Origin of the sequence: Cyclobacterium xiamenense, assembly GCF_900109255.1 — a bacterium.
GTDB lineage: Bacteria > Bacteroidota > Bacteroidia > Cytophagales > Cyclobacteriaceae > Cyclobacterium > Cyclobacterium xiamenense.
This window is the reverse complement of sequence record NZ_FNZH01000004.1, coordinates 488,819-511,253: the sequence shown is the minus strand read 5'-3', so window position 1 is coordinate 511,253 and position 22,435 is coordinate 488,819. Positions and strand designations below refer to the sequence as shown.

11 protein-coding genes are annotated in these 22,435 nt (G+C 48.1%); all 11 read right to left on the bottom strand.

Features of this window, described 5'->3' with window-relative positions:
- Positions 1-73 precede the first annotated feature (73 nt).
- A complete protein-coding gene (locus BMW71_RS15625; protein ID WP_092175928.1) occupies positions 74-2,203 on the bottom strand; it encodes a right-handed parallel beta-helix repeat-containing protein in 2,130 nt (709 codons plus the stop codon).
- Positions 2,204-2,314: 111 nt separating this feature from the next.
- A complete protein-coding gene (locus BMW71_RS15620; RefSeq protein ID WP_177179666.1) occupies positions 2,315-4,462 on the bottom strand; it encodes a glucuronyl esterase domain-containing protein in 2,148 nt (715 codons plus the stop codon).
- Positions 4,463-5,146: 684 nt separating this feature from the next.
- Entirely contained in the window at positions 5,147-6,706 is a 1,560-nt protein-coding gene (locus tag BMW71_RS15615) for a sulfatase family protein (protein ID WP_092175923.1), read from the bottom strand.
- A gap of 216 nt (positions 6,707-6,922) precedes the next feature.
- On the bottom strand, positions 6,923-8,809 hold the full coding sequence (locus BMW71_RS15610; protein WP_177179665.1) for an MBL fold metallo-hydrolase: 1,887 nt from the start codon (positions 8,807-8,809) through the stop codon (positions 6,923-6,925).
- A gap of 94 nt (positions 8,810-8,903) precedes the next feature.
- Positions 8,904-10,247 (bottom strand): sulfatase-like hydrolase/transferase, encoded by a 1,344-nt coding sequence (locus tag BMW71_RS15605; protein WP_092175918.1) that lies wholly within the window; start codon positions 10,245-10,247, stop codon positions 8,904-8,906.
- Between the two features lie 11 nt (positions 10,248-10,258).
- The gene (locus BMW71_RS15600) at positions 10,259-11,764 is read right to left on the bottom strand and encodes a RagB/SusD family nutrient uptake outer membrane protein (protein ID WP_092175916.1); all 1,506 of its coding nucleotides are present in this window, start codon (positions 11,762-11,764) and stop codon (positions 10,259-10,261) included.
- Between the two features lie 27 nt (positions 11,765-11,791).
- Positions 11,792-14,776 (bottom strand): SusC/RagA family TonB-linked outer membrane protein, encoded by a 2,985-nt coding sequence (locus tag BMW71_RS15595; RefSeq protein WP_244891198.1) that lies wholly within the window; start codon positions 14,774-14,776, stop codon positions 11,792-11,794.
- Between the two features lie 530 nt (positions 14,777-15,306).
- On the bottom strand, positions 15,307-16,344 hold the full coding sequence (locus BMW71_RS15590; protein ID WP_177179664.1) for a FecR family protein: 1,038 nt from the start codon (positions 16,342-16,344) through the stop codon (positions 15,307-15,309).
- A gap of 275 nt (positions 16,345-16,619) precedes the next feature.
- The gene (locus BMW71_RS15585; RefSeq protein ID WP_092175908.1) at positions 16,620-17,228 is read right to left on the bottom strand and encodes an RNA polymerase sigma factor; all 609 of its coding nucleotides are present in this window, start codon (positions 17,226-17,228) and stop codon (positions 16,620-16,622) included.
- A 288-nt stretch (positions 17,229-17,516) separates the two neighbouring features.
- The gene (locus BMW71_RS15580; protein WP_092175905.1) at positions 17,517-20,219 is read right to left on the bottom strand and encodes a glycoside hydrolase family 78 protein; all 2,703 of its coding nucleotides are present in this window, start codon (positions 20,217-20,219) and stop codon (positions 17,517-17,519) included.
- Positions 20,216-22,432, bottom strand: a complete 2,217-nt coding sequence (locus BMW71_RS15575) for a metallophosphoesterase family protein (protein WP_092175902.1) — start codon at positions 22,430-22,432, stop codon at positions 20,216-20,218. The genes BMW71_RS15580 and BMW71_RS15575 overlap by 4 nt, the downstream gene beginning before the upstream one ends.
- Between the last annotated feature and the right edge of the window lie 3 nt (positions 22,433-22,435).

The following is a 22,435-nucleotide window of genomic DNA, read 5'->3' as shown; positions in this document are numbered from 1 at the left end:
TTCTGGGTTACCTAAGCCGTCCACAACCAGTGCTTGCTGATGCCCCGTTTTCCGCCTTGGACAGAAACGACGGTCACTTTTCCAACTCACTAACGATCTCCTCAAATAGCGCTATCCGCTCCTTATCCAGACTTGCCAGTTTTTTCCATTCATCCGACCCATACACACCTGCCTTTGAATAGTCAAAAGGCTTGAAGCCAATTTTACGGGCTATGGACGGGGATTTCAGCCGGTAATCGTGGTTCTCCGCGTCAACAAACCCCGGGTCAGCCAGCAGGGAATTATTGTCTTTTTGTTTTTCCCAGTCCGAAAAGGACATGTTTTGGAAAAGTGGCTCCGCAGTACGGGTATCCCAATAGCAATTGTTGCCCATCTTGACGTTTGCCTCTTTCCAATCGCCCAGCAACATCTCACCGGTATGGGTGTAGACTATGTTGTGAGAAAATTCAAAAGACAGATGCGCTTCCACCCGGGTAAATTGCAGCTGCCCCTTCAAATTAGAGGCAAAAATATTGTTTCGTATTCGGTTCTCCTTTCCGTAATGTTGGTGGAAACCGGAATTTTTGCAAGCATAGACCAGGTTGTTCTCCATACGCACCTGCGTGGCCCCCTCGTCGGTATACAGGCCCCAGCCTCCGTAGGTGGCGGAATAGACGTGGTGAATGACATTGTGATGAACCTGCGTCCCGATGGCTTCGGACAGCACGTACACGCCCCCCATGTCGGAAAGCTCCCCCCATCCCAGGTGGTGGATGTGATTGTAGGCGATCTCGTTGCCCGTAGCGGGGCTCTTAAACGGTCCTTCCGTCCATTCCGGATTGCCGTTTTTATCCGGTATCTGGGTCACCACCCCGCTCGCTACATAACCCCACATCCAGCCAACCGAAACTCCGGAATAACTAAAATCCGCAATCTCATTATGGGAAATCTCATTGTCTCGGGAGTGAAAAATAATGACGCCTACGGCGCTTGGAAACAAATGCCCTCCATCCCGGATGATGCTGTTGTGGACAAGATTGTTTGCCGAAACATTCGTGTCTTCTTGATGGTAGAGAAAATCGCCGATCTTCACGCCACCGGCCCCCAAGTCGTGCAAGTAACTATGCCTGATCCGGCTGTTGGTGCATTGCCCCCTGAACCAGATGCCATACAATCCGGTATGCGCCACCTCACAGTTGTCGAACAGGATATTGTCTGCGTAATCGACCGTAATGCTGGCATCCACCGTAGCCGCCGCCTGTAGGGGATCGTGCCCCTGCCCGGGCATGTGATAGCCCGCCACTTTGAAGCGGATGTTTTTAAATGCTTTGTTGCTGACCGGATTCGATGGGTCTCCGCTGATGGTCATAAATTTGTCGGTAACGGGCACATAGGCAGCGATGGACTCCAACGCCTCTCCCTCCCTCGGGATGTAATACAGGTACCCGTCCTCTTTCCAAAGCCATTCACCGGGAGCATCCAATGCAGCCGGTACGTTTTCGATGGTATAGTTCGTACGGGCATCCAGCCGATTCCAGGGCTGCATGCCCTTTCCCCGGATGTATACCAGGGAAGAATCCGCATCAAAATGGTCGATGAATTTTCGGGTGACGTCCCACTTGTGGTACAAGGAAATCACGGCCTGCTGGATGTGCTCGGGATTTTCGTTTTTTAGCAAGGCAAGGTCCTCGGGGTTTAGCCGCAGCTTTTGGATGGCAAACTCCGGCAAACGCCCCTGCCCCTGTTCCAACACCGTTTGTTCGACACCCATCACCTGAAAAAACCCGGTGTTGGGCATCCTGGCCCGAATGGCTCGTTTATCGTTTACAAAGAGCTGCTCTACGGGGAAATTACCTGCATAAGGCGGGGGAACAGCCGCTCGCCACAGTCGGTCGCTTACCTTTTCCCAGCTGCTCACCGCTACGCCCCCATACAGATTGACCGGATCGCCCATTCCTTCAAAAACGATCGGTGCCGCATCGGCAGCGCTGAGCTCCAGGGGAGCCGTCAGGTAATAATCCCCCGGGGCAATTTTAACCCATACGGAATCGGCCGTACCCAGCTTCCGGATAAAATCCCTGGCTCCGGTCAGGGAAGCCAGCGGTTTCTCCAGCGTACCGGGATTGGTATCGGCCCCATGGGGCGCCACGTAAAGGATAGTTGTCCTGGGTACCCCGGAGGCCCACAGCGTAAGGAATAATGCAAGTAACCCGATCAGGTTCATTTTTGCGACTCGTTTCGGTTTGTATGAAAATCCAAACTTTACCTCGTATTACCAAATTTTTTTATCCATTTAACCCAAATCAGGCGGCTCGAACGGGAGCACCGCCCGGGGCTACCGTACTGCTTGATCCAACCATTCTACCAGCACCTCCTGCTGATCTTTTTGAAACCGGCACACATCTTCCGGGGCCAGGAAGGTTAAACCTCCCTGCCCGGTCCAGGCCGTTTGGGCTTCTTTGATTCCCTGGCGGATGTCCTCCGCGTCGGCAAACCGATCGCGTAGGGGCGCATAAACCAGCAGCTTGCGTGGAGCAATCAGCCGAATAAGATCCGGGTAATCGTAGGGAATTTCGGACTCCCTTCCCTGATACAACCCCAACTTGGGCAAGACCTGGTGCCACTGCCACAAACGGCGGATCCCCCCTGTAGCCTTTTCGTCGGTATCCGTTCGCATGGGGGTAAACCCGCTAAACGAAGCCAGACCGGCAATTCGTTGGTCGAGGGCCGTTGCGTACAAACCCACCATTCCTCCATAGGCAAATCCACAGATAAAAATCTTTGCGGGATCCGTTGACGGAATTTCCTCCGCTGCTATCCCTTTGCCCGCCAACAGATAATCGATTACATCGCTCACATCCGATACGGCCCTACCCAGCAGCGATGCGTGCGGGTTATTCGCATAAAAGCCAAAGGCGGCGGTAAGCTGGTCACCAAACCCGAACTGATCGTACCCGACCACCAGGTATCCTTCCCGGGCCAGGCGCCAGTATACGGTGGTTTCCTCCACCCCATACCCTTCGTTGCTTCCGTGGGAATAATTCCAGGGATGCAGCCAGATTACCGTGCCTTTGTAGTCGCTCCGGTTGGGATCAAAATACACATTGCCGTTCCTATTTTGACCAAAGGCAAAAGGTACCCGTTTTAGTCCACCGGGATTCCATCGGTCCCTCGACCAGGCCGGGACACCCAATTCCTCCTCGGTTTTTAACCGGTATGGCGGTTGGCCTGCGGCATCGACCGCATGTTCTCCCAGCATCCAGCGAATTTTTTCAGGCAGGGGTTGGTTGGTTTTTGGGTGTAAGTCGCTTTCCCGTTGTTTTGCTTTCCAGCCTTCAAAATCGAATTGGTGGTGTAGAACCTCCGGGAAGTCTTCGCGGGTGAAGGAATTTCTTCCAAATGTATGATCGAAATAATCAAACATGTGTTGGGTGTGGGCTTCGGTGATCGGATTGTGTTGCCCTTTCCGGTAGCTCAGGTAAATGTTGTCCTCCACGCCCAAAAATGCATACACTTTTTTTGCATTTACGTAATTCCGTTCCACCCCGAACGTTGGGTCACTACCGTCATTGTATGCGGTGTGGAGCATGAGATTGCGAGGAGCGATGGTAGCCAGGAGGGCATTGCCTTCGATGGGCAATTCGTGTTCCCGTCCCAAAAACTCTTTTAATGTGTTTTTTGCCCATACATCCGGAAAGTCATCCACCGATTCCATAAAGGTATGCCGGGAAGAGAATCGATACGAAGTGCCTGTTGGCGAACCGGAACTACGCGCGATTACTGTTTTGATGCGCCGATCGAAGGCCGCTACGTAAATCGCTTGCTTTCCATACCGGGAGTGCCCGGCAATGCCGATCGCACTGGTGTCAATGCGGTATCCTTGGGCCTCGTCCAATAGGTAATCAAGTGCCCTACTGGCCAGCCAGGCCTGAATCCCCAGCGATGAGGCCCAACCTGCCTCGGGATATTCTTCCTGAAACTGCTTCCAGACCGATTGGTAATCCGGATACGCTTCTTCGGAATGGTGGGCGTCTAAACCCGGGTAGAGGCAGACAACATACCCGCGTTTGAGCGCTTCCTCCGCCCAGGGCAGCTGGTAATCTTTGGGTTGGGTCAAAAACAACGGCCTGCCTGTTTGGTGCGCATTGGCAGGTTCCCACAGGGCGATTTCAAAGGATGGTTTGCTGGGTGTATCAAAGGTCAACAACAGGCGTTTTCGGGTGCTGCCATCCGTTTCTTCTGCGATGGTGCGAAGCTCGGCCGACAGCAGTGCCGGAACCTCTTTGGGGTAATGCCCAATAAAATAGGTTTGCCAAAGGTCGTGGATTTCATTTCTCCGTCTTTCCCAATCAGCTCTTGTCTGCACCTGGCTCCCGTCCAGAAATGTCAGGGCATCGGGCAGGTCGGCGTTTGCATAGGTTTGGGCTTGGAGGCTGCCTAGGGAAAGCAGCAAGATGGAAAAAAGAAGGGTGCATTTGTTCATCTGCGGATACATTTCTTTCAGTAGCTGGCGCAGGGGCTAAGGCTGCGCATGCTTAAAAATGCAGAAATTATGCGGATTTCGGTGAATTGTTAGGGATAAAAATGGGGAGATTTGTAATAGAAACAAATTGAAACGCGGACCAAAGTAACCTACTCTTTCGTTACGCCGTGTATACCTTGGCCCGCGCTATTGCTATAGGTGGAATCAGAAGTATCCTGGATTTTGAGTCAAGCCGGCCTCTGTGTTCGTTTCAATTTCTCTGAAAGGAATTGGCCAAAGGTTTTGGTGGTCCAAAATGGTATTGCCTGTTACAGGACTTCAGGTTTTGACTCGATCAACCGATAAACATAATTTGTGTACCGCTAAGAAACGAAACTCCTCCCACGAAAATTCTCTTGCCCTTTCATCAGGAACATAATCACTATTCACTTCACCAGCAGACACATCACTGGCCTTTACTTTTCGTTTTAGAACATTGATATCGGCCACCGACTTTTAAGGTCTCAATTCTGCAAATCACCTACCAAAACAACAAAGGCATTGGCGGTTGGTTGTTTCAAATTCCTTGCTAACAAGACATAGGGCTGGATGCCAGCAGTATCAAGAGTGATATAAACGTTTATTTACTTATTCACAGTTCGTTTGTTAAAAAAGGGCTTGAAAATCGCTATTAAAAAAAACAAACTATTCATTCATCCAATGAAGTTGCTTCCAGGTTTCCGGTCCATCGTTTTTCTGAAGTGCTCCCGGAGTGCTTCTCCCATTTTGTATATAAGCGGTAAGAAGGGACTTCAATTCTTCCATTTTGCCAGGGTGGTTAGTGATTAAATTTTGCTCTTCTCCAGGATCCCTATCAAGATTATACAGCTGCATGGCTGGCAATCCTTCTAATTCTTCAGGGGTTCTCGGAAAACTCCAACCACCAGACCCCGGGCATAATATAAGTTTCCATTCGGCTTTTCTGATCGCAAAACTCCCATCTATGGAATGATGTACAACTGCTTCTCTCAAGGGTTCAGGCTCATCAGTACCGGTCAATAGTGGTAAAAAACTAAAACTGTCTTCCCCTGCCTGTTCTGGTAATTTGTAATTAACAAGTTCAGCAACCGTTGCCATCAAGTCGGTGGTACATATCGTGGCCGATGAGGTTTGGGCATTTTGTGTTTTTTCCGGCCAGTGAACAATAAAAGGAACCCGGTGTCCTCCTTCATATATATCCGCCTTATGGCCACGATAGATATAGCTTGGATCGTGGTTTACCCGTTCGAGTTCCGGAAAACTGGCTTTCGGGGAACAGCCGTTGTCACTGGTAAAAACAAGAATTGTGTTGTCCAGTTCTCCCTGCTCTTCTAAAGCCTGAATTACCTGATCGACAACATCGTCTACCTGTAACATAAAATCTCCATACATATTGGTATTACTTTTTCCCATAAATTCGGTTGTAGGCAGGATAGGAGTATGTGGGGCAGGAAGAGCAAAATACAGAAAAAACGGTTCGGGTGCATTGGACTGAGCTTGGATATATTCCACCGCCTTATGGGTAAGGTGGGGCAACACCTGAACATGATCAAAATTACTCCCGGTTGGGCCTTCTCTCCAAAACCCTTTATCGTCAACATTGACGGTAACCCTATCCGGGACAGCAGTAATCCTGCTGTCTTCTACATATACATAGGGCGGCATATCCAATGAGCCGCTAAACCCATAAGAGTAAGTAAATCCTAGTTCTTTCGGTCCATTTTTTATAGGTTTCGTGTAATCAACTTCGAAGTTATTGGCCAAGTTGTCAATATTGCTGGTGTTTTCCTCAAATGCCCAATCCCATCCCAGATGCCATTTCCCCACAAAAGCCGTATGGTACCCTTTTTCTTGAAGCAACTTTCCCACAGTAAGTCTATCATTGGGTATTAGGGGTTTGGAGTAACCTCCCAAAACACCGTTTTTTAAGGTAGATCGCCAGTTGTATCTGCCGGTAATGATTCCATATCGGGTAGGAGTGCAAACCGCAGAACTTGTATGTGCATCGGTAAATTTCAATCCACCGTTAATCAACCGATCAATGTTTTTTGTATGGATTTTTGAATCAGGGTTGTAGCCAGAAACATCCCCAATTCCCAGGTCATCGGCTAATATGTATACAATATTGGGATAATCTGTCGAATTGGAAGTTTGGGCAAGGGTTTGAAAAGAAACAACCAATAAAACAAACAAAAACAACGTTTGGGGTCTTTCTACAATATACATAGTTGATTAATTTAGTGTTATGATTGTTTTTTATTTTTTTTTAGTTATTCTTTTCCAATAGCAGGATAACCAATTAATTGATTTTTTTTTAATAGGATAAATGATCCATAAACAGCAGCCGAATAAACGCGAACGGAAACATTGATTTTACTTTATACATTTTTCCTATCAGAGTTAAATTTTTCCTGATATAAAGGCTTAGGTGAATCGTGGATATCATTCAACATAAATGATGGAATCAAACCACTCTCCAATCAGCTCCCCGTTTAAGGTGAGATCAAAACTTACTATTCCGACCCCGGTTTCAGCTGCTTCCGTTGCCTCAAGTTCAACCAGAAAAGATTTCTCGCCCAGGTCGGAAATTTTTACCTCAATTACCTCAGGATCTGAAATGATTCCTTTTGGTGTCCTGATGTACACCTTGTAGATTTGTTCATACTCCACGAAATTTCGGATGACCACATTAACTCTTCCTGTTTTTCCTTTGGTCAGTTTTTTCCTGTATGGTTCAGCTTTCACCCAAAAGGGGTCAAACCAAAACCGATAATCGGGAAAAGTACTCAGGCTTTGAAAGGCTTCCCGTAACTCATAGGACCATTGTCGGTATCTCTCTATTAAATCCCGGGGATGATCGATTACCACCGAATGCCCCCCAACAATCCGATCAGGATTAAGCTTTGCTAAATATTCTGCTCCAAAAATATATCCTTCTTCTAAAACGGTACTGTTATGGGCCACAACAGCAGGATTTCCCCTGTTATTGGGGGCAGGACGGATATTGTCTCCAGTGAAAGCTACCAATTTGCCATCAATCATTCCATGCAAACACATGGCAAACTCCGTTTGTCCAGGCATCCAATCCACAGTAAAGGTAAATTCCTCCCATTCGAAGGTTTCTCCAGCTCCAAACTCCCGATCAACCTCTAACGAAAGGAACTCTTTATTGTATCCTGGAATCATTGCTGAATAATTGAAATCAAGCGGTCTTTCGATTTGAGGTACCATCCGATCCAGCGCCCAAACCTCTGCTCCATACTTTTCCTTTATAAATGGGACCTGTAGAAAATGGTCTCCATGCATGTGGGAAATCAAAACTGCGTCAATTTTTATTAATCCCAACTTCTCCTCCATCTGTCGGATTGCGGTTTCTAAAAGTTTTTCATCAATCAATCCGCAATCGACCACCAATGCCCGTCCACTGTCAGCAATGATGATCGTGAAATTGGGGAAGAAGTTGGCATGTCCCTTGAATTTATATACATGCGGGGACACTTGATTCACAAAAGGAATATTGGTAGGAACAGAAACCTCGTCCTCTATGGACGCTGCATAGGTAAATAAGGGATATCCCTGAACCAATAAATTGGCCATATTGGCCAATTTTACCTGGTAATCTTCTAATTGTCTCACTGGATCCTCCACTATCTCACCGTGCGAAGGGAGTAATATATTGGGACTGAACTGTTTGACCATGGCCGCGGAATTGTGCAGCGCATAAATACCAGATGCAAAGCCATAATCCCAGTCAGTATCGAAAAAATTATGCATTCGCCCCCCATCCAACATCAAATCACCGCTGAACACATTCCACCCTTTGTCCGTTTTGAGGAAATAAGACATTGATCCGGGACTGTTACCTTTGGTTTCCATGCACCGAAACTCAAAATTGCGCCAGGTAAACGTGTCCATTTTTGCAAAAGTACGATCCACCTTGATAGGGAATACAGCAGGCCGAACGTAGCTGGCACCCACAACGGAAAAGGGATCATTGTTGGAGGGATCCATTTTTCTAAATAAAGAAGGTTTTTCGAAAAGCGGCCGCTCTTCTTTTGGAACCGCAACCTTTGCTTCCCACTTCTTTAAACGTGGGTATCCCTGGCTCTGCTCTCGGTGATGATGGGTAAACAAGACCCATTCTACTTTTTCTATTCCAATGTCACGTAGATGATCGAGTACAGATCCGTTTCCCAAATCAATTAATAAAGCAGTATTATTATCTTTTATTACGTAAACATTGCTGATATCCCTCCACAGGTAAATATGGTTATCCAATTGCTCAAACTTTCCCTCCGAATACTCGTTTGGGAAAGTTTGAGCCATCATTGCCGTAAATGATGCACAGAAAACAATTAGAGAGGACAAGTAATAAAAGCCGTTATTCATTAAATATTGGAAAGCTTCGGATAATACAATCTATTTAGCTGAGGATCATTTCTTCATTTAAACCAGATTCCCATTCTTTATAGGCACTATTTAATTCCTGATATACTTCTGGGAATTCTTCTTTTACATCCGTTGTTTCCTGAATATCCGTCGAAAGGTCATATAGTTTTTCCTCCCCATCAATTTTCACCAATTTCCAATTGCCTTTTCGCGCCGCACCCTGATTTTTGAATCTCCAGAACACCGTCCTGTCCGCTGTTTCGGCGGCTGACTTTGCTTCATGAAAAATGCCGGACAAATCCTTTCCGGACAAGCCCATTGGCGCCTCTAAATCTAAAAGGCTGGCTATCGTTGGGAATAGGTCCATGGACATTACCAATTGGTCAGAGACTCCGGGTTGTATTTTGTCCTTCCAATAGAAAATGGCCGGCACTCGGTGCCCTCCCTCATACACCTGGCCTTTATACCCACTAAAAGGAGCATTTGAACCCACATTTCTGGTGCCTCCATTGTCTGAACAGAAAATCACAAGCGTATTCTCCGCCAAGTTGTTCTTTTCCAGGTAATCCACTACACCACCTACACTCCTGTCCAGCGCCTCTATCATTTCCTTGTAGGCGTTAACTTTGTCTTCCCGGCTTCCTTGAATCGGAAAATCACCACCTACCGTTCGGTCTGCCTTATCATTTGGACCCTGGTAGGGAGAATGGGGTGCCCCATGGGCTAGATACAAAAAAAATGGATTATCCTTGTTTCTTTCCTCCATGTACTCAAGTGCCTTACCTGTGATCAAATCAGTCAAATAACCAGCTTCTTTTTCCAGCGTTTGATTATTCCACCAATCCTCGTATCCTTCTTGATCTATATGGCTGAAATAATCCACATTGCCACTTACAAATCCTACAAACTGGTCAAACCCTTGCACATTGGGACCAAATTCAGGTTTATAACCCAGATGCCATTTTCCAAATAGCGCTGTAGCATAGCCCGAATCCTTTAAATATTCAGCCAACGTAAAATTTTCCGGGTCCATCCCTCGTTCCCTATGGCTCTTGGCAGTTACAACACCTTCTACACCTGCTTCCTGGGGATAAAGCCCCGTCAAAAGTGAGGCACGTGTGGGACTACAAACTACCCCATTGGAATGGTAGTCGGTAAGCTTCGTACCAAAACGGGCTATACGGTCAATATTCGGTGTTTTTACTGTGCTATTCCCGAAGCAACCGAGGTCATTGTAACCAAGATCATCTGCCATTATAAGAACTACGTTGGGTTGTGCTTTCTGGGAGGCGAGTGTTTCCTCCTTATCTCCCTTGGGGTTACAGCCCAACGTAGCTCCCAATGCCAGTAAGCCAATCAACGAATTAACTTTCTTCATACGCTTGTCTCTTAATAACCTGGATTTTGTTCACCAAGGCGCGCATTGTTCACAAATTCGATGGCGGGGAGTGGATAGAGAAAATAATCCTTTCCTGTGATGGGGTGCGAGATAAGACGCTGTTGGGGAAAATTTAGGCCGGTATAATCCATTTGGCTTTGTACCACATTCTGCACTATTCCGTACCTATTTAGATCAAAATACCTTTTGGTTTCGAAGGCCAATTCGATCCGCCGCTCGTCCCTGAGCTTAAGCCTAAATGCTTCTTGGTTAGGAAGCTCCTCCGAACTAAGGGCAGTAAGTCCAGCATTCAATCTTATTTCATTGAGCAAATCAAAAGCTTCCCCATCAGCTTGGTAGCCCAACTCGTTCAGCGCCTCAGCCCGGTTTAATAAAACTTCAGCATACCTGATCAATGGAAAATTCCAAGTACTCAGTGATCTAGGATCAGAGGTATTATAAAACTTATTGACATAGTTAAGACTTCCGTCGGGCATAGAAGGATCTATAAAATTAGACAGTCCATAATCATCTACTATTACCCCCATTCGGTTATCACCTGCTTCAAATAATTGGACGAGTCCATTTCCTGAAGACAATCCACCACCTTCACCATTCAAATTGTCATCTGTAGGTAATAGGAATGCCGCCCCATTGAGTAAATCAGGTGGAGCGAAAGCAACACTTTTTGAAGTTGTAGTCTGCCCAATTACGCCGCCATACTGCACTTCAAAAAAAGAAGCCTCACTATTTTCCTGGGAACCATTAAAATTAGCAGCGTAATCCGCTAATAAACTACCTTTTCCTACAAGATTACCCGTAACCTGCGCAGCTTCGCTCCATTCTTCCAATTCCAAATGAACAGCAGATAGTAATGCTCTGGCTGAATTTGATGTCGCTCTGCCGGTTTCCATACCTATTCCACCGGGAAAATTTTCCGGTAAAAGGCCAATGGCATCATTCAGATCGGATTTTATCTGTGCATAGATGTTCAATAGGCTTTCACGCGGTAATTCCGCGTTCTCCCGCGTCTCTATCTCGTTGATGATTAACGGCACTTCGCCAAACAATCTGACAAGATTAAAATAATAGAACGCTCGTAGGAATTTTGCTTGACCTTCTACGGCATTTTCCATTATAGGACTAGAAAAATCTTGCACTCTTGAGAGGTTGTCCAAAACTGTATTGGCACGGGTAATTCCTGAATAATGCAAGCTCCAGGTTGTTTGTATATAGCCTAAGGTCGGATCTACGTTGTAAATATCTGGCTCGGTCTCCTTTCTCCAGGTCCACCCATCGTCACTGGCCAAATCCGTGAGTTGAAACATGACGTTTTGATACAAGGGGTGTAAAGGCTGATAGACTCCATTCACTGCAGTGATGAGGTTACTTTCGGTATTGAAAAGGTCCTCCATGGGAACAAGGCCCTCTGGTGCTGGTTCCAGAATAGATTCACAGCTCAAAAACAAAGCAACTAAAACTATTCCTATATACTTGGGTACTTTTAAATTTTTCATGGTTTTCTCGATTTCGGTGTACGACTATCAGAAGGTCACTTGCGCGGATAATGATACCAATCTGGTTTGAGGATAAGGTGTATAGTCTATCCCAGAAGATAACAAACTAGTTCTACTAGATGCTTCAGGATCCAGCCCGGTATAGTTGGTGAATATCAATAAATTTGTACCCGTCAGGGTAAATTTGGTGCTTTGAATGGCTTTCCCAGCAAACCACTGCTGGGGAAGATTGTACGATAAGCTTAGATTCTTTAGACGAATAAAATCAGCTGTTTCCAAAAACCGATCCGACACCATGGTTACGAGTGTTGTTGTATTTCCACCCTGTGAAGGTCTGGGGATTGTTGTACTTGGATTTTCCGGCGTCCAAAACCCATTTACCTCTGCGAAGTTTTGGACAAAAGGAACTCCTCTGGCCAACAGATTTCTCGCCGTATTGTAAACCTGGTAGCCCCCTGCGAAATCAAAGAACACAGAAAGATTGAAGTTCTTATAACTAAATGAATTATCTATACCCCCAAAGTACCTTGGGTGGGGATTACCGACAAAGGTTTTATCTCCTACATCAAAAACTCCATTTCCATTTAGATCTTTATACTTCGGATCGCCGGGAACCGCTCCCGACCAACTTGAGGCTTCATCTTCTTCTCCCAATTGCCAAACACCATCAAACTGCCACATATAGAATGCGCCAACTGGATGTCCAGCCCTTGATAAATTAGCAGGTTGATTGGAGAGCGGTATATTCTGTCCAGGAATTTCGAGCGATTCTCCAATAGAATTTTCACCTATATCCAATACTTCGTTTTTATTAAAAGAAATATTAAAATTGGTACTCCAGGCAATTTTCCCAACCGTATTCCTCGAATTGATCGAAAACTCGAATCCGGAATTCAAAACCGAGCCGAGATTAACGATCGGCTCCTGTGCAACTCCCGCAGTCAATGGGATTGGACTAGCTACCAATAAATCTTGAGAAACACGGTTATAATAGTCCGCTGTGGCATATATTCGGCCATCAATAAAAGACATATCCACGCCAGCATCAAATTGTTTCGTGCTCTCCCACTGCAAAAATGGATTACCGATGTTTTGAGGTGAGTTTCCTATGACCAAACTATTTCCAAAAACGTAGGGAGTGGATGCCGCTCGGGTCAAAAATGCAAAATCTCCGATTTCTTGATTTCCTGTGAGTCCGTAGCTAGTCCTTATTTTTAAATCATCCAAAAAATTTGAAGACTTTAAAAACTCTTCCTCCGATACTCTCCATGCGATGGACCCGGATGGAAAAACACCAAATCTCGTAGAGGGACCGAATTTTGACGAACCGTCTCGACGTACCGTTCCGGTAAGCAATAGTTTATCGTGATAAGAATAGTTTATTCTGAAAAACGAAGAAAGTAATCCGGAACTTACTTTGGTGCCGCTTGCGTTGAAATTAATCTGGTTAGAGAGCTGATTCAACGAATTATTAACCGTTCCTGCCCCGGTAACAGTACTGTTGTTAAATACAAACTGCTGCGCTGAAAATCCGGCCAACAATTTGAAAACATGTTGGTTAAAGGCCTTCTCATAATTCGCAGTTATATCTGAAACCCAGTTGATTTCTTGCCTATTTGGCACAGTTACACTCCCTTCAGGTCGAGTAAAGATACCTATTTGATAAACCGGCATGTAGCTATAGCCACTACCTACTAGTACATCCCCCCCAATGTTTGCAGAAATTGTTAGATCGTCTAGGGGTGTAAAATCAAATTTGGTATTTCCCATCAATCGGGTAACATCTTGCTCCCGGGCTGGCATCAAAAGGTCGATCAACGGATTATTGTTGGCTCCAAAATAGGGGGCAGCTTGATTATCGATCGCCGTCAGGTTACCATTCTCATCGTAGGCGGGTGTGTAGGAATGTTCAAAAGCTAGACTGCGGTACCCTGTCGAGCCCCAATTGTCATTATTTTGAAGGTTTTGTTTTTGATGGCTTCCGGTCATATTGGTAGACACCTTTAACAACTTGTTGATTTCCGAGCTCACATTCAGTCGCAAAAACCAGGTTTTCAAATCGGAGTTTACAAGGGTTCCCTTTCTGTCCAAATAGGAAACCGAACCTGAAAATTGGGTCTTTTCGGACCCCCCGCTGAAACCAAGATTGTAATTTTGCCTAACACCGGTGCGCGTACCCAGTTCTTGCCAGTCGGTGTCCACCTGCCATGCAGGATGATTGGGATCGTCATAAACGGAAATATTCCTATTGGAATTTTTAAATGCTTCAACAAATAATTCCCTTTGTTCCTGTGAGCTCATTAGGTCAAATCTTCTTACAATCTCTTCCACCCCAATATCCGTATTAAACGTAAACTGAGTTTTTCCTGCCTGACCCTTTTTCGTAGTGATAATCACCACCCCGTTGGCAGCCCTTGCACCATAAATAGCGGTTGCAGAAGCATCCTTTAGAATATCTATGGCGGTAATGTCTTTTGGATTAATGGTGGAAAAATCAGAACTGAAAAGAGGTACGCCGTCCACCACGATTAGTGGATCGTTACTACCTGTAACCGACCCAATGCCGCGAATATTTATGGAAAATTTTCCATCCAGATCTCCCCCAGTTTGTCTCACCTGCACACCACTAGCCCTTCCTTGCAACGCATCTTCAAAATTTGCCACCGGCCTGGACTGTAACAACTCCTCAGATACCGAAGCTACGGAACCAGTAATATCTGCCTTCTTCTGCGTTCCATACCCTACCACCACCACTTCCTCCAACGAAGACTGATCCTCCAGCAAGGTAATGGACAAACTACTTTGATTGCCTACCGTAATGCGTTGCGACTGGTAACCGATAAAGGAAATGAGCAAAACCGCTCCCTCGTCGGCGTCCAAACTGAATTTTCCATCAATATCGGTTGCCGTTCCGGTAGACGTACCTTCTACCAGTACCGTAGCCCCCGGAATGGCCTCCCCATTTTCATCGGTGACGGTTCCGGTGATGGGTATACGCACGGCATCTGGCATGACCCGAACTGCTGGTTTACCAGTGGGAACCACGTCAATGGTGTGGTTTATTTGCCTAAAACTCACCTGCAATTGCTGTCCGGCTACTTGGAGACGCTCCTCTACCGTACCCGACTCCGAGTCGAATACCAGCAGCTGCGATTTATCCACTTTTTTATTGTCGTAGGCAAACTTAAAAGGCGTTTTTCGTTCTACTTCGTTAAAAAATTGCCGAACACTGAGTGAAGGGGCGGATAGGCGAATGCTGACTTCGTCGATCCGCTTGTACTGTCCCTTTGCTTGCATGATGCTGGCGAAATTGACCAACAGCATCTGCACAAGTAAGCCGTATAAAAAGCCTTTCGACAACATGAGTATTGCCTTTAGTAAATAATTTTTCATAATTTTGGATGTTTATTGGAAACTGATTTCAATAAGCCTGGTCTCTTGATGGCCCCATTCCCCAATGTACACCATCATCAGACCAGCCAGTAGCCGGTTGGTTTTTTGCCAACCGGTTTTTTTATGGCGCGTGAATGTATATCATACGTCTAAAACTTTAAGTGAACTATTTTTTCTTCTATACTGAATTGGAAGCCCTGTATGTAAGCCATACTACGCAACACCTCCTCCAGGGTCTGCTCCTTGTATTCGCCGGAAAACTCCCAGGCGGTGGGCTTCGAACCCTGTACCCGAAACGCCACCCCGTACCAGTTTTCCAGAGTTTGCAGCACCTCGTTGAGCGAGGCATGGTTAAACCGAATCCATCCTTCCTTCCAGCCCAGCACCACATTCGGATCAAAATTCCTAACGCGTTGCTTTCCTGAAACGGCGTCGTGGTGCAGGGCCTCTCCCGGCTTGAGCCAAACCGGATCGGATGCGGTTTTCTCCGTTACCTTCACGGCACCGGAGACCAGAGAAATAGCGATTGCCGATCCTTCCCGGTTGGCGATATTGAAGGTAGTGCCCAATACCGTGGTCACCAACCCATTGGTTCCTACATGAAAGGGCCGTAAACTGTCTTTTTCTACCTCAAAGTAGGCCTCACCTTCCAGCCGTACGCTGCGCTCCAATGAGTCAAACTTCTCCGGAAAGTAGAGTTTGCTGTTGGCATTCAACCAAATCCGACTACCGTCCCCCAGGGTCAACTGCAATTTCTCACCCGGTTGGGTAACCTTTTCGATCCAGGAAATCTCCTCTGCCAGCGTACCCGAAGAAATGGGCGCGGATGGGGGCGAAAGCCACCAGCCCAAACCAAAAGATAGGAGCAGAATCGCGGCAATGCGGTAAACTTGCCCGACAGCTTTCCAACCAAACGTTAGGACCCTTTTACCCGCAGCTTTTTCAGATTGCTCCTGGGGCTCCGGTTCCCGAAGCAATTGCTGCAGGATGTCCTCCCGGACTCTTTTGGGTGCCGGGTATTCTGAATACCGAACCCGGAGTAGGATTTCCCTGGCTAGTTTCAACTCCCCCACCTGACCGGGATTGGCCGCCATCCAGTTGGACCAATAGCGATCCAGCTGCTCGTTGGGATGCTTTACCCAAGCAATAAATTCTGGATCAGCCAGAAAATCCTCTTTGGTCTTCATGCTAGTTGTCTTCCTTCTTTCCAGTAAATGCGGACCGTATGCAAAACAACACCCAAAAAATTTACTTTTTTTCAAACTATTTTTGAATGGGAAAAATGTCATGTTATGATCGAAGAGTTGATGAAAAAAATGACCTCCCCCCGGCCCCCTCCTGGTTTCAGGAGGGGGAGACAAGGGGGTAAAATTACGTCACATTTAGTGACAAAGAATTGTCAAGCAAACCGAAATGGATATTCCGATTATAGAATCATTCGAATGGATCTAAGTAAGTACGGCTACCGCAGGGTTTCCCGCAAAAAGGCCAGCGCCTTGTACATCAGGTTGCGGGTGGTATGGTTACTATCCAATCCCATTAATTCCCGAATCTCCGCATAGGAAAGACCCTCGTAAAAAAAATAATAAATGATTTCCTTCTTCCTGGGACTTAGTTCGGCAATGGCCCGGTTCAGCTGCTCAATACGCTCCCCATCCAACTGCTGGTCTATCAGGATTTGTTCGTGGGATAACTCAAACCCAAAACCCTCCCGCTCTGCCAGGTCCACGCGACGCTGTTCCCATCCGTCCCTTAGTCGAAACAGCTTTCGTTTCAGGCATTTTAGCAAATAAAACCGGATATGGTTCGTAGGTCCCAGCTTCTTGCGGAGTCGTTTTAAATCGAAAAAAACCTCCTGTATCCCATCCTGGGTCAGGGATTCATCCGACGTCAGACGCATGCCGTAAGCAAAAAGCCGGTCAAAAAATTGCTCATAAACCTGAATAAAAGCCGCATCACTTCCACTCCGAAACTGATCCCAAAGGGCTGCGTCCGGGATTTTATCCACCGACCGGGCGTTCTTTTTTTCGACAGGGAGCCGCTTCGAAGCGTCAAAATGAGGAAGAGGCATGGTAGGGTTTATTGGTAAATACCAGATAAATTTACCAATAACTCGTGTATTTCCTACTATTTACCAACGAATATACCCTACTTTCCCATTTTTTAATCACCTGCTTTCGTCGTCGGGTAGGTCCGATTGTATGTAAACAGCTCCCACTTCTCTGAAAATTCCCAAAAAAATCTCCTTTCCTACCGTAGCCAGACAAACCGTCCCTTTTTCCGCGACTTTTAGTTGCTTCCTCAAGCAGCCTTTCCCCAATACCATCCCATCGCCAAACCGCATCCGGGCAGGCAGTCATCAAAACTCCAGCACATGCCCGCCACTAGTCACCATTAGTCCGGTGTAAGCTCCGGTGGTATTGACCAGGTCCGATGCAGCTACCGGCCTTCCATTTAGCCGGAGGTCATCTACTACCCCCTCTGGCAAACGGATTTCGGCCGATGAATTGCCCGGCACCTCTACTTCCCAACGGATGCGCTCCCCTTCCCGCTTCCAATGGGATCGGATCCAGCCATAGGGCGAGCGGTGACCGGCCTCTACCCAGTCCAGGTCATCGGGAAAAGATGGCTTTAAAAGTATCTGCTTGAATCCTGCTGCTTCCTCCACCGGCTGAATGCCTCCAAGCCCCTGAAAAAAGAAATCCCCAATGGACCCAAACATGATGTGATTTCTGGATTGGGATCCGTCCCAATTCTGAAAAAGCGTGGTGGCTCCCAATTCGTCTACCCAGTATCCCCAACCGGGAAAGGTTCGCTTATTGGCCATGGCATAGAGGACCTCCTGCTGCCCGTACCGCATCAGCACCTGTAGCAGGGCCTTTGTACCCACTACCCCCGCATCGATATGCCCTCCCTTTTCCTGAATGGCTTCCAACAGCTTTGCCAGAACCACCGTTTCCTGATCGTCTTCCACCAGGCCCACAAACAAGGGCACGGCCTGAGCGGCCTGCCCGCCGTGATCGTAGGTACCACCCTGCGGATCAAAATACCGGTCATTGAACGCCTCCCGGATCCTGTCGGCAAGATTGGCATAGGTTTGCTGGTCCTGGGTCTCTCCTGCAATTGCTGCCATTCGGGAGAGCCTATCGCTGAAATAATAGAAAAAGGCGGATGCCAGGAAAGGCCCCTGGGTTTTGTTCTCCAGCTGCTTGTGGTCGTCAATGCCGAAATTCAGGAGGTACCCATCGGCATGTGCTTCAAGGTAATCCACGTAGCGCTTCAGGTCCGGATAATACTTGCGGACAAGGGAACTATCTCCCGTAAACCGGTACAGTTGCCAGGGAACTTCGAGAAAGGCGCCTTCCCACTGGGGGCCGTAGCCGCGTTCGGGATCTGCACTTTGTTTGTAGGTATAGCCCCAGCCGCTTGTGGGGATGATTCCCGGCAGGTCACCGCTCTCCAGTTGTTCGTCCACAAAGTCGTCCAGCCATTTCCGATAGGCTGCGGTCAGGTCGAAATTGTACATTCCCGTCTGGGCCACCAACAGGGCATCTCCGGTCCAGCCCATTTTTTCGCGGTGGGGACAATCCGTGGGATAGCCATGGTAATTGCCCAGAAACGACCAGCGCAGGTTTTCCTGAAGCCGATTGAATAGATCGTTGGAACTTCGAAAATAGCCGTTATCGGCCAGGTCGGTATGGACCACATCGGCCTGTATATCCAGGAGTTCCACCTCGGGATCACTGCGTGTCACTTCCACGTACTGAAATCCCTGGTAGGTAAAGATCGGATGCCAGGATTCCTCTCCCCGACCTTTCAGGTAATACCGGTCGGTCTGGGTATCCCCAGTCCAAATAAAACGGCTGAGTTCCTCCACATCCAGCGTGCTATCTGGATAGATGCGTTCGCCATACCGCAACTTAACACGTGAACCCGCTGGCCCTGCTACCCGTATAGTCGCCCAGCCGGTAAGATTCTGACCAAAATCCATCATGACGGTGCTGTCATTGACCATCCAAGTGCTTTCCGGCGCCCGGCTGCCGGTCACCCGGATGGGCGGCATTACCTGGGCGGAGGGTTTGCCTTCCGGGCCGGAAATTTCAATGGCAGGCTGCCAGGAGTCGTCGGCAAATCCAGGAGCAGCCCAACCCGGCATTTCCTTGCGGGCGTCATAGGTTTCCCCATTGTGTACCCCGTCAAAAATAATTGGTCCTTCCAGACTGAATTTCCACTCTTTGTCTGAAACGATCCAATGGTCCACTCCGTCCGTATCCGTCACCCTTACTTGCAACCGGAGCGCCGGGGAATCCCTCCAGGGTGCCTGATCGAAGTCCCAGGCTTCACGCGTGTGTTGGTTGTACCAGCCATTACCCAAAACAACTCCAAGGACATTCTCGCCCTGTAGCAGCAAGGAGCTTACATCGTGAACCAGGTACTTGACCCGTTTGTCGTACCGTGTCATGGCCGGATCCAGTTCATGGTCTCCCACTTTCTGCCCATTGATGACCGCTTCGTGGTAACCCACACCGGCGATGTACAGCCTGGCGGATTGAATGGGCCCGGGTAGGTCAAAGGTCTTTCGAAAATAAGGAGCCGCGGTTAGGGGGGGAACATCGGTATCCTCCCCCAGGTGTGAAATCCAACTGGCTTTCCAATTCTCTTCCCGCAACAAGCCCATTTCAAACCAGGAAGGCTCGCTAACTGCCGTCCGGCCGGCTTGATCCCAAACCTGCACCTGCCAATACAGCCGCTCTCCTTCTCCGGGCAATGCTCCCGGATAGGCCAGGCCCTGAGATTGACTGGAGAACACTTTCCCGGAATCCCACCTACTTGACTTCCCGGATTCCAGGCTATCTGGATGGGTACCAAGCAAAAGTCGGTAGGCTTCCTGACTGAAACCGTTTGCTGCCTGGATTCGCCAGCCAAAGATCGGGTTTTCTTCCAGGCCCAGGGGGCGGTCCATGTGGTTGGTGGTTAGCGAATGGACCGCAACTTCGGGTTGCTGGCTGCATGCAAACCCGATACTAACGAACAGGGATAAAAGAAGCGAACTGATTTTCATGGATCGGTTTGTTGGGTAGATCGAATGTACCGGTGCTCCCCGGCTATGTGTACAAAGGGTTCGTATTTATTCATCCGCCACAAGGCCTCGTCAGGCATGGGCTGAACCCCGATTCCTTCCACTACCGAAGAACCGGAACCCGATAGGCGCTTCAGGTTGGTAACATAGAACCCAAATCCGGGGCCGTTTCCATCGTTGATGTGCCAGGTGCCCAGGTTGATTACCAAACGATCCAGTCCCGATAGGTCCAGGCCCACCGCTTGGTAATCCTGTAACCAATTGAGTTGGGTACTTCGCCATTGCTCATCGGGAGTCGGCAGCTGGTAATGCAGGAGTGGAACGTCTGCACTATCGGAAAAACGGTCCGATAGCTGGCTGTAGCCCGTCCCCAACCAATAGGCCAGGTTAAGCAGTTTGACGCTACCCTGAAAGCCCTCCAGCCAAACAAACCCACCTGCCCAACCATCCCTTTGCCTGGCGGTTTCCTTTTCGAGGCAATAATCGAACTGAATCAAAAATGGAGTCTCGCCTACATGCAGGGCCTGGCACAGGTGGTTGATGGTCTGGGGAAGCCGGTCTTGTCCGGGAATGTGGTATTTTCGTTTGGAAGAGAACAGGTAAAGCGCCCGGTATCCCTGAAAATCCCGGACTTCCATGCGGTTGGATGGGTTGTCGTCTTCCCTGTACACATACCGGGTATTCCAGGATTCCAGGCCCTGGGAAAAATCTCCGTTTTTAATAGCTGAAGACGCCTCCAGCTGCCATTTGTAGTTGAGCCATAGCGGATAGTTTTGCGCATCAAATGCCGGCAGGTTTTCCGGGTAGGCATATACTTCCTCCGTGACGGTTTTAAAAGAAACTCCGCAATTCTTCCCATCGATAGCTACTACCAAAATACCCTGGGAAGGTCCTCCGTGCATTTCTTCTTCTCCAAACCCCCGGGGACGGTAGCCGGCAGCGGGTAAATTGATCATTCGCATCCCCTTATACTCGGTAGCCGTTTTGAAAGAGGCCCGGATGGGAATGTGTACATGACCGCTAAAGATGTACCGGACATTGCCCTGTCGGGCCAGGGTATCGAGTAGCAGTTGCTTTACCGCCACCGACTCGGCATAATTGATCAGTGGATCGATGCCTATCGGGTGGGAGGGTACGTGTTGAAAAAACAGGGTAGGCCTCTCCTTGTTTCGTTCCAGATCCCGCGCCAGCCAGTCAAAATAATGGGGATGGGTTTCAAAAAAATCACTGCGCAGGGGATCCGGCCACACAATAAAATGCCAATCGCCCAGGTCAAAACTATAGAGCAGCCATTCCATTCCATTCATGGCCTTTTGTGCACCAAAATAGGCATCAAACTCGTCCATCCGATAGCCGGGTGTAAAGGTTGCCTGGTAGCGGGTTTCGTGATTCCCTATCGCGTAAAGAACGGGTGTTTGGATGTCTTTAAGGTAGGCATGCATGGCCTCAAAATGAGACACCTCCCCCTGATTGTCTACGATATCGCCCAAGACCAAGGAAAAGGAGGGTTTAGGAGTCAACTCATTGACGCGGTTCACGCTGTCCCAAATAAAGGCATTGTGGATTTTCATTCGGGTGGGATGCGCCTTTGGGGTCGCCGGATCTCCCCCTTGCGGATCTGCCATGACCACAAAGGAAAACTTTTGCCGATCCGGTACCATGCCGAGGGTAGCCGGATCCAGGACGCCGATTTCCTTATCCAAGAGGTAATTGCAGCGAAGTTGCAGCCCCTCATCCTCCGTAAAGGACAGCTGCTGCTCCTGTACCAGGGTTTCCAGGGTAAATTCACAGCTTTTGCCATTCAGCAGCAGGTGAACCTTCGTCCCGGGTTCCGGGCGATCGATCCAGGCGGCAAAAATAAATGGAAACGCTTTCCCCACGGAAAAGCGAAAGCTGCGCTTGTCTGCACCGCTGGTTGCCGGCTTGTTTGCAAATGGATAGGCGTTTACCCGGTTCAATTGGGCTCCGGGCTTTTTTACCTCCAGGAGCACTTGTTGTGGAACAACCTGTTCCACGGAGCGAATCTCCAGCCGCAATTGGAACTGCCCCTGCTGGTTTAGCACCTCGGAAAAACCGACGGGCTGAGGGTAGGAAAAGGGAGGCAACACAGGGCCTCGCTCTTTTTCCACGGCGGATCCCAACAGAAACAGCGAGGAACTGGCACCCAGCCGGGAAATAAATTTCCTTCGTTTCATGCC

What these genes read in the sequence shown, in the direction of transcription:
- BMW71_RS15615 (WP_092175923.1), bottom strand. Translation starts at nt 6,706, where the DNA reads ATGTATATTGTAGAAAGACCCCAAACGTTGTTTTTGTTTGTTTTATTG.
- BMW71_RS15605 (WP_092175918.1), bottom strand. Translation starts at nt 10,247, where the DNA reads ATGAAGAAAGTTAATTCGTTGATTGGCTTACTGGCATTGGGAGCTACG.
- BMW71_RS15610 (WP_177179665.1), bottom strand. Translation starts at nt 8,809, where the DNA reads ATGATGGCTCAAACTTTCCCAAACGAGTATTCGGAGGGAAAGTTTGAG.
- BMW71_RS15625 (WP_092175928.1), bottom strand. Translation starts at nt 2,203, where the DNA reads ATGAACCTGATCGGGTTACTTGCATTATTCCTTACGCTGTGGGCCTCC.
- BMW71_RS15580 (WP_092175905.1), bottom strand. Translation starts at nt 20,219, where the DNA reads ATGAAAATCAGTTCGCTTCTTTTATCCCTGTTCGTTAGTATCGGGTTT.
- BMW71_RS15575 (WP_092175902.1), bottom strand. Translation starts at nt 22,432, where the DNA reads ATGAAACGAAGGAAATTTATTTCCCGGCTGGGTGCCAGTTCCTCGCTG.
- BMW71_RS15595 (WP_244891198.1), bottom strand. Translation starts at nt 14,776, where the DNA reads ATGCCAGATGCCGTGCGTATACCCATCACCGGAACCGTCACCGATGAA.
- BMW71_RS15620 (WP_177179666.1), bottom strand. Translation starts at nt 4,462, where the DNA reads ATGAACAAATGCACCCTTCTTTTTTCCATCTTGCTGCTTTCCCTAGGC.
- BMW71_RS15590 (WP_177179664.1), bottom strand. Translation starts at nt 16,344, where the DNA reads ATGAAGACCAAAGAGGATTTTCTGGCTGATCCAGAATTTATTGCTTGG.
- BMW71_RS15600 (WP_092175916.1), bottom strand. Translation starts at nt 11,764, where the DNA reads ATGAAAAATTTAAAAGTACCCAAGTATATAGGAATAGTTTTAGTTGCT.
- BMW71_RS15585 (WP_092175908.1), bottom strand. Translation starts at nt 17,228, where the DNA reads ATGCCTCTTCCTCATTTTGACGCTTCGAAGCGGCTCCCTGTCGAAAAA.